The organism is Leptospira ellinghausenii, assembly GCF_003114815.1.
Classification (GTDB): domain Bacteria; phylum Spirochaetota; class Leptospiria; order Leptospirales; family Leptospiraceae; genus Leptospira_A; species Leptospira_A ellinghausenii.
The window spans coordinates 1-9,081 of the sequence record NZ_BFAZ01000018.1 but is presented as its reverse complement, the minus strand read 5'-3'; the positions used below and the strand labels follow the sequence as shown (position 1 = coordinate 9,081).

The following is a 9,081-nucleotide window of genomic DNA, read 5'->3' as shown; positions in this document are numbered from 1 at the left end:
GTAGGCTGACCCTGAGTCCCTGAAGGGGACGTTAGGGACTGGCACGTAGCTTGCGTATGCAAGCGAGTGACAGAAAGCCTATGTGTCGCAGACCGAGCGAGGCCTAGTGCCGAAGCGAAGCGTTAAGGTGCTGTTATACGACGTTTTGTATTTTAAATTACAACACCTAGTTCTAGTATTATTGAATTCATTCTGTCAGAATATGAATTTACGTTTCTAAGTCCATATTCTGTATTTTGATTTAAGTCGAAACGACTATCACCAGAATAGACTCTCAAGTCATCTGGTCTAATTCGTTGGTAAGTAGATTTATATCCAATTGTCATAAAAAAGTTCTGATTAAAATAATAGCCAATTTTTAATAAAACTTCATTACCTTCAACTCTTGTTATAGGATCAATATTTACAGAAATATATCCTTGATCAGCCGATCGATCAGCAAAGGAATAGTTGTGTATTGATCGTCCATATAGCAAAAAATAACTAATCCTAGATTCAAGGTAGAAGTTGTAGAAAGTGTCTGATTTTAATTCAATACCAATTTCTGGGCCGATATACCTTTGACCGAATCTAATTTGAAAAGCGTTAGCATTTCCATCGGTTAGTTCGGATTTAAAGTATCTTGAACCAAAGGTAAAATTTACATGCGGAGCAAAAGCATAAGCAAATCCAATTCTTGATTGCGATCGATAATAATTACCAATAGGAGTGGATTCTTCATTAATGATTACTCTTCTATTAAAGGTAAGGTAATTCATCGAGTAGTCTCTTTTGACAAGCTCGTAAAAGTCAGAATAAAATTCCAATTTAGAATCGGAGAATTTCTTTCTGGCAATAATTTCGAAACTATTTATGTTTCGTTTATATTCTTTTTTGAATGGTCCAAAAATATCAGTGAATTGTTCTACCTCATACGGGGTACTAGTTGACCAAGCTTTATTGATAGAGAAGTACCAAAGCTTCTTTTGGTTATTTTCAGTTTGTGACTGCGCAAATATTGAAGAACAGAGAATTAAAGGGATTAGATATAATATTTTTTTCATTTAGTGTTTTATTTTACAAAATGTCGTATAACGAACTAGACTTACCGAAGTCCTCCGACCCTGAGTCCCAACGGGACGTTAGGGACTGGCATGTAGCTTGCGAACGCAAGGCGAATGCCAGGAGGAGGATTTGCCGCAGGCCGAGCGAGGCCTTGTGCCGAAGCGTAGCGGTAAGTCGCTGTTATATGAAGTCGTGCCGCTTCTAAATAATAGTTCACCTAATAATCTGGATTGTAAAAGCTTAATAAAACTATTTATGTAAATCTATAAAATCTAATAATTCATTCTTCTGATTAACATTAATTATTGATGAATTAAATTGTAATTCAATGGCTATTTTGATGTCCTTTTCATCTAAATCAACCCATTCCCACAACATTTGAACATAATTTAACCAGCCAACGGTCAACCATGCAATTTTTCTCATTTTTAAAATTTCATCCTTAGATTTGCCTCGATTTAACAATTCATTAAAACATTTCTGGTAATAAATATGACTATGTTCTGTATCTAATATTTCTTCACATATCAATTGCCAGTTCTTAAGTTTGGAAAAATTAAGTTTAGAATCTCTTTCTATTTCAAGATTAGTAAAATTAATCGAAGAAGTTAAGGGAGGATATTCTTTGTTTATCAATTCTTCGCATATTTTGATCCATTTTGAATATTTAGCTAATTCGTCAGGCTCCTTTCTTTTAAATAGATTCATAAAGAATACTAATAAATTGAATTTATTTTTTACTATAAACAAATCTCTGTTTACCTTTCGTAAAATGATTTAGAACAAAAATTTAGTAAATTAGTTTTTATTTTTACATAGTTTTCAATTAAGTTCATTAATTTCTTTTTTAAAGGATAAGTTTTTTAAATTAGAAAATTTGCACGATTTCATATAACGAACTAGCCTTCCCGAAGTTCCCTGTAGCCGAGCCTCTGAAAGAGGCGTTGGCGTCGGCGCGTCTTCTTGCAAAGCAAGAAGCGTGACGGAAGGGAATTTGCCGCAGGCCGAGTGAGGCCTTGTGCCGAAACGTAGCGGGAAGGTGCTGTTATGCGAAGTGCTAAATTTAGCTATTCATATTTTCTAAATATGATTTAGTTAAAATCTCAGCTTCTATCCATTTAACAGTAAGCTGTAAAAGAATTTTTAAATCATTTATATCTTTGTCTTCCCATTTTTTTATATAATGAGTTTCATCGTTCCCTAACCAAGCTGCTCTTTCTGCGCAAGATTTTATATTTTGGTCTGAAATTCTATTTTTTATTGAATTGCCAAGAAGCTCTTTCCTGATTTTTTCTTCTTCTTCTGGAGTTTTAATAATAAGATAATCTTTTATCAAGAATTCTAAGGATTTTCGAAATCCAACTCCGGCAATATGATGTAATCTTTCTTGCTCCGCAACAAAAGCTTGATTATATATTTCAATAAAAATTGGCGATGTCTTTTGAATTTGCTCCGAAAATTCATTCTTTATAATAGTTTTCGGTAAAGAATATTGAAATTCATAACTTTTCCCATTATGTTTGAAATAACTTATGAAATATGATTTGCATTCCGAATTAACACATAAATTGATCGATTCTATACTATTATCTTTTTTATTTGTGAGATTATTTGAATAGGTTCAATGTGTCGATTGCAAACTGGGCAGCTATCAACAATTTTATTTGCATTGAATGAATTTGATTGTCCAGATGCTAATTTTAATGTTAATATTGGCATTTTTAATTCCTGTAAATTTATTTTTTAGCATTTCGCATAACGAACTAGACTTACCGAAGTCCTCCGACCCTGAGTCCCAACGGGACGTTAGGGACTGGCATGTAGCTTGCGTAAGCAAAGCGAATGCCAGGAGGAGGATTTGCCGCAGGCCGAGCGAGGCCTTGTGCCGAAGCGAAGCGGTAAGTCGCTGTTATACGCCGTTACTTATCTTCGATCTCTTTAAGTATTTGATCTAGATAGTGCTCTACTTGGACCTTATTTCGAAAATCTGGTTCTGATTTCAGTTTATCTGTCATAGTTCTGAGAATTTGTTTTACTCGAACTGGTTTTTTTGAATGAAATTCCTTCAGTTTTTCTTGAACAGTTTGTGAAACTTCTGATGGCATATGGTAGCTCAGATTTACTCCAAGCATAGTTGGAAAGATTTTATTATAAGCTTCATTTACTTCATGGGTATGGGGTAATAAGGCTATATAATTGTATATGAAATCTGGTCTAATATAACAACTAATTGGATATTTTTCGCCAAAAACCTTAGTAACTGCCTTATAAGTTGCAGTATCTTTTGATAGCCACCAAGTTTTATAACCAAAAATTCCGGTTTCAGCAGATTCTGAATTTCGGTTTCTTATATTATAAATAGTGAGTATCATTTCGGCATCATTTTTAGCCTTAATTTCATGTTGTTTTTTCTTTGTAAGATACTCTGAAAGTTTTTCCTTTTCGGATGGATCTAAGGTGACCTTGAGTTTCTCGTTTGTAATATATTCAATTCCGAATTCTTCTTTAATGAATACTATTAATTCTTCACGAACATTCCGTAAGTCAGGGGTAATAAAATTGTCCAAATATTGATCAAAAGTTTTTACATGATTACGCATTTTCGCATAGAAATATGAACGAATCAATATTTCATCTATATAAAGGAATTCAAATTCTCCATCTAAATAAATCTCTTCGTTATTTTGGTATAGACTTTGATATTTAAATTTAACGCTTTTTAAATGATGGACTAGTTCTTGTAATAGAGTTTCATTTATATATAAAGTAATACCGGCTTTTTTTGCTCCTTTTAATAAATTCCAATGCCTTCGGTTTTCTAGTGGTAGATAATATTCAGATAAGGCAGGTACAATAATTGAATTATCAACAAAGATAGATAGTTTTGCCGCAAGTGTCTTAAAAAATATAGCAATTTTTGGATCCCAGTTTAATAAGAACATCATTAGATACGTATTCGATAAGCTTTTTAGAAAATTTCTCTGATTTTCGGTTCCGTTATATACTATATCCCTTATAGCAACATGTAATGAAGTTTTCACTTTTTCTTTATTCTTTAAAATTACTGCACTAGAATCCACTGCCTCCGAAATTACATCGTTAAGATTTTGTTCAACAATTGCTTGGTTGTCGCCATGAAGTACAAAATTAGAAAAATCTAATCCTTGTTTATGAAAAATTTTTGCAAAAACCTGATCTATAAGAGCCTGGATATCTTTAACAGATACTTCTTGATCTTGAAAATATTTTTTAATTGTATGTGTGGTTTCTTTATTGAAAGTTTGGTGTAGATTCAAATCTTTGAGATTTCGAGTTTGAATAATTTTCCTTGTTTCGTAAGGAAGACAGTATTTTTCTAGTTTGCTATGGTACTGAATTTTTCTAGGTTTTTTATTAAGTTCCAACAGACATTTATCTATTTTAGATTCTAATAATCGTAAGTCGAACTTAATATATTGCTTAATTTTATCCTTAATTTCGTCTTTGGAAAGTAATTTTTCAGTGATCGGATCAGTATCTTCCAGTGAGAATAGAATTAATGTTTCAATTAGCATGTCTTCTATTTCAACTTCATTTCCCTTTGAATCAAATTGTTGCCTTAAGAAAGTAAATAATCTAGAATCTGAATCAAGGTCGGCTACAATATAAGATTTACCTGGCTTGTTGTATTCATGAAGATAATTATTGCAAAATGTATTGAATGAACTTATTGTTTGAGAATTAGCATTGCAATTTGAAGAAAACCAACGGAAATCATGAATAATTAATTGTTTTTTATTTTTTAAATAGAAATCGTTCTGAAGAATATCTTTATTGTTGATATCTCGATTGGTTATATAGTAAATTCTTTCAAATTTAATGCTATTGGAGATTAATTTATTTAAAGTATTGTTAATTTTTCCTTCAAAATCTAATTCGGTAGATATTTGATAAATGGTTCTTAATTCATGTTCGTCCTGAAGAATGTGTTGAAATCCATCAATTCCTTTGTCTTTTGTTCCACCTACTGGTATAAATGATGTCCCATAAATACCGGATAAAAATTGTTTTAAAAACTCTTCAAATATAAAGCCATCTTCTATTCTTGCAATTGCGAATTCAAATGCATCTAAATTTATTTCCATTTATTTTTCCTGAAATTATATTTTAAGTAATGGCGTATAACGAACTAGACTTACCGAAGTCCTCCGACCCTGAGTCCCGGAACGGGACGTTAGGGACTGGCATGTAGCTTGCGTAAGCAAGGCGAATGCCAGGAGGAGGATTTGCCGCAGGCCAAGCGAGGCCTTGTGCCGAAGCGCAGCGGTAAGTCGCTGTTATACGCAGTAGCTATTTTGGGAATTCTCTAAATAATTTTAGTTTTGAATTCAGATTTGATCCTAAATTGGAGTAAATTTTATCATTATACAGAAAATACTTCTTAGATTTTATATTTTCAAGATAAACTAGATGCGTTAAATCGTTATAATCATTTCTTCCTATTGTATTTTTTTCTGAATATTTAAGTAATTTAAAGTAGGCAAATGCATAGCAAAAACATTCTAATTTTCCATTGTATAGATTGTGATAGTAATCGATAGTTTCAATATTTTTATTGGTTTTAGTTAATGGTCCTAGAAGGTATATCAATAAAGATTTTGAAGTTCTTTCTGAAAGAATTTTAATAATTTCATCCGAAAGTAGATCTTTTTTATAATCATCACTTTTATGACTTTTTAAAAATACTTGTTCATATGCTTTCGCAATAAATTGGTTTTCTTGAGACTGTGTCTTGTCATTATCTGGGCTAAACAGTTTGTCATAAAAATCTATATAATTAAGATTTTCTATCTTACTTTTTGATTTAAATTCATTATAGTTATTAGAGCTTAAAATATTTTGAAATAGATTTTTGATAAGTTTAATTTTAGAAAATCTAAATCTTAAGTTATATGTTTTTGCTAAGACATCATCAGGAAGGCGCCAGTCTATTTTTAGGTAAGATCCTTCAATTTTTTTAAATAATGTTAAGGATTTTTCGAAAGATATTTCATTAATTTGACTGTATAATTCAATTAAATTGTAACCAGAAAGATAAATGTTATTAGTTCTGCTAAGTTTTACTAAGCTGTTAATTTCGCCTTTTAGTGTACTAGTATCGAGATAATGTATCATTTTAGCTATTGCGTATAACGAACTAGACTTACCGAAGTCCTCCGACCCTGAGTCCCAACGGGACGTTAGGGACTGGCATGTAGCTTGCGAAGGCAAGGCGAATGCCAGGAGGAGGATTTGGCGTAGCCCGAGCGAGGCTTTGTGCCGAAGCGAAGCGGTAAGTCGCTGTTATACGACGTGTTTGCTGTTATTGGTATATATATTGAAATTCAAGAAGCTTTAATATTTTTTTATCAAGAGTCCAAAGCTTTAAATTTCTCATTTTTGTTTCGTAAATTAAGATCGAATCTATAATTCCGATACCAAATTCAAAATGTTTTTTTTCAAAAGAAAGACTTCCAGCCTTAATGAAGGCACCATTAGAGAAAACATTATTTAAATTTTCCCAATAATCTAGAACGAACTCAAGCTCAGTTTTATTTTTGCAACCTTGTAAAATTTCTCCAAAAACAACTTCATGAGCAATGACTTCTGAAGCTTCAATAAGTCCTGTTAATTTAGAAAAGTAAGGCTCTTTTCCTCTGAAAAATTCAATCCAAACAGAAGTATCTACTAAAATCATTGTAATCTATTAATTTTCCTAACTTTTTCAGCAGAGAAATTTGAAGAGAATTCAAGAGGTTTTTTTTTTAATTTTTCATTCAACTTTTTTATCTTTGCAAGCTTAACCCATTCGGATAGTGCCTTTTGTAGCGAATCGGTAATATTTTTGCCTTCAGTATACTTCTGGACTTCTGTAATTAAATCATCAGGTAGAATTGCGGTAACTTTCATACGATTCATAATACGATCTAGTATCGTATTATGTCAAAATCTTTTTTATCATTTATTCAAAGTTTTGCAAACATGTCGTATAACGAACTAGTGTTACCGAAGTTCCCCGACCCTGAGTCCCGGCGGGACGTTAGGGACTGGCATGTAGCTTGCGTAAGCAAGGCGAATGCCAGAAGGGGAATTTGGCGTAGCCCGAGCGAGGCCTTGTGCCGAAGTGAAGCGGTAACATGATGTTATACGAAGGTCTTTATTTTTTTAGAATCCATCTTCCTAATACATTTGTGAATTTGTATTGTTTTTCATCGATTTCTTTAACAAGTGAGTATTGAAGTTTGATCGTTCTGTTAAGTTCATAAATGAATGGTTCATAGGTGATGATCATATTTATTTCGTTGATATAGTTTATTGCAATCTGATTTGTTGCAATAGTTGCATTTTGTTTTATTTTACTTGGACCAAATAACAAAAACTCCGTTTTCCCTCCTGAAATGTTTGTGTCTTTTTCTATATCGCCAGTTATATTCCATCCATTTGAAATAATGATATTTCCATTTTTGTCAGAAATTTGAAGGTTTATTCTATGGAATGGTATCGTTAAAGGAACCTGAGAATTAAAGGTCAAGAATGCGTATAAATCGAAGTGTATATTCCAGTTATATTTTTCTCCACCACCATGAGTTAAATATAGGTAACTATCGATCATTTCAAACTCTATAGATCTTGATTGTTTAGTAAGTATTTTTAATAAGTCAGATCGTCTTGCGGATCTAATAGATGTTCCTTCTCGAAATGGAATTTCTTTCTCTATGTGACCAGATCCTTCTTTACCATAATTTGGATTTTTTAAAACATATGGTGCTCTTGACGTAATAAATTGTATTGCTAAGATTGATTTTCCATCAATGCTGATAATAAGTTCAGAAAACTCTGGATATACCTCATCGAATAATGTTTTTACTTTTGAAAACCAATCTTGAATATCTGAATTTTCAATTCCTATGATGCCTCCATCTTCTGAAAGTCCAAATATCCAAACTATATTTTGCCCTGAGGCAGCATTAGCGTGGCCAGCTATTCTTCTCGCAGCTTTGTATGGTTCAATAAGATTAGATTTTAATTCAACTCGAGAATCTTCAATCTGTTGACCTTTTCGTATTCTATCGATTATATCTAATACGAATGATTCTAGTTTTGCATTTTCAGTTAACATAATATTTTAAAGACTTTCGTATAACGAACTAGCCTTAACGACGTAGGCTGACCCTGAGTCCCGGAACGGGACGTTAGGGACTGGCACGTAGTTTGCGAATGCAAACGAGTGACAGAAAGCCTATGTGTCGCAGACCGAGCGAGGCCGCAAGTGCCGAAGCGAAGCGTTAAGGTGCTGTTATGCGTAGTTTCCATTTATACACATGGAATTATATAATTCAAATTATTAATTGTTATTTTTTAAATTTCAAAAAATTGTTTAACTTAGCGAAAGAAATTAGTTGTGAAGCCTTCGAGATGACAATTCAAATATTTATTGCTATCGCATTTAAAAAGGAAACCGGTGCCTACATCTAATTCCAATGAATCAATTTTTATATTTTCAAATTCAAAGTGTATTCTAAATTCTGAATTACTATCTAATGTTTGTGTAAAACGCAAATTTTTGGCGGAGTTTAGGAGTGAAAAGGGAGAATATGTATTGTAATTGTCACCAGTTAGATTGAAAAATGATTCAGTTAATTTATTATCATCGAAAATTATATTACAAACATCAACATTCAGGGTTGATTCCTTAAAATTATTTTCTCTTTTAAAGATCATTGCAATTGAAGTGTCACTTAATAAATAATAGAAATCTTTTCCGATTAACTCTTTGAAGGATTTACAGTTTTTCTCTTTGATAATATCTATTAATTTTGTAAATCGATCTGGTTTCTGTATTGCATTGTCTATATCTAGAATTTGTGAATTTTTAGCCTTTTCTTTTTTTCATCGTATTTGAACTTATTACAGTTCATAATGCTGCACATTAATAGACAGAGAAGAATTTTTAATTTTTTTCTATTATCACTTTTCATTTTAATAAATATATTTTGGAAATTACGCATAACGAACTAG

The 9,081-nt window shown here is 32.1% G+C and carries 8 protein-coding genes; all 8 read right to left on the bottom strand.

Features of this window, described 5'->3' with window-relative positions:
• Positions 1–152: 152 nt before the first annotated feature.
• The gene (locus DI076_RS19920; protein ID WP_108961595.1) at positions 153–1,043 is read right to left on the bottom strand and encodes a hypothetical protein; all 891 of its coding nucleotides are present in this window, start codon (positions 1,041–1,043) and stop codon (positions 153–155) included.
• Positions 1,044–1,293: 250 nt separating this feature from the next.
• A complete protein-coding gene (locus DI076_RS19915) occupies positions 1,294–1,752 on the bottom strand; it encodes a hypothetical protein (protein ID WP_135358428.1) in 459 nt (152 codons plus the stop codon).
• A gap of 355 nt (positions 1,753–2,107) precedes the next feature.
• Positions 2,108–2,380, bottom strand: a complete 273-nt coding sequence (locus tag DI076_RS20420) for a hypothetical protein (protein WP_245918611.1) — start codon at positions 2,378–2,380, stop codon at positions 2,108–2,110.
• 583 nt (positions 2,381–2,963) lie between these two features.
• A complete protein-coding gene (locus DI076_RS19905; protein ID WP_108961593.1) occupies positions 2,964–5,168 on the bottom strand; it encodes a hypothetical protein in 2,205 nt (734 codons plus the stop codon).
• A gap of 205 nt (positions 5,169–5,373) precedes the next feature.
• On the bottom strand, positions 5,374–6,198 hold the full coding sequence (locus tag DI076_RS19900) for a hypothetical protein (RefSeq protein WP_108961592.1): 825 nt from the start codon (positions 6,196–6,198) through the stop codon (positions 5,374–5,376).
• A 187-nt stretch (positions 6,199–6,385) separates the two neighbouring features.
• Positions 6,386–6,760: a PIN domain-containing protein gene (locus DI076_RS19895; RefSeq protein ID WP_108961584.1), complete on the bottom strand. Its 375-nt coding sequence runs from the start codon at positions 6,758–6,760 to the stop codon at positions 6,386–6,388.
• On the bottom strand, positions 6,757–6,972 hold the full coding sequence (locus DI076_RS19890) for a hypothetical protein (RefSeq protein WP_108961596.1): 216 nt from the start codon (positions 6,970–6,972) through the stop codon (positions 6,757–6,759). The genes DI076_RS19895 and DI076_RS19890 overlap by 4 nt, the downstream gene beginning before the upstream one ends.
• A 247-nt stretch (positions 6,973–7,219) precedes the next feature.
• Positions 7,220–8,182, bottom strand: a complete 963-nt coding sequence (locus DI076_RS19885; RefSeq protein ID WP_108961591.1) for an AlbA family DNA-binding domain-containing protein — start codon at positions 8,180–8,182, stop codon at positions 7,220–7,222.
• Positions 8,183–9,081: the final 899 nt, after the last annotated feature.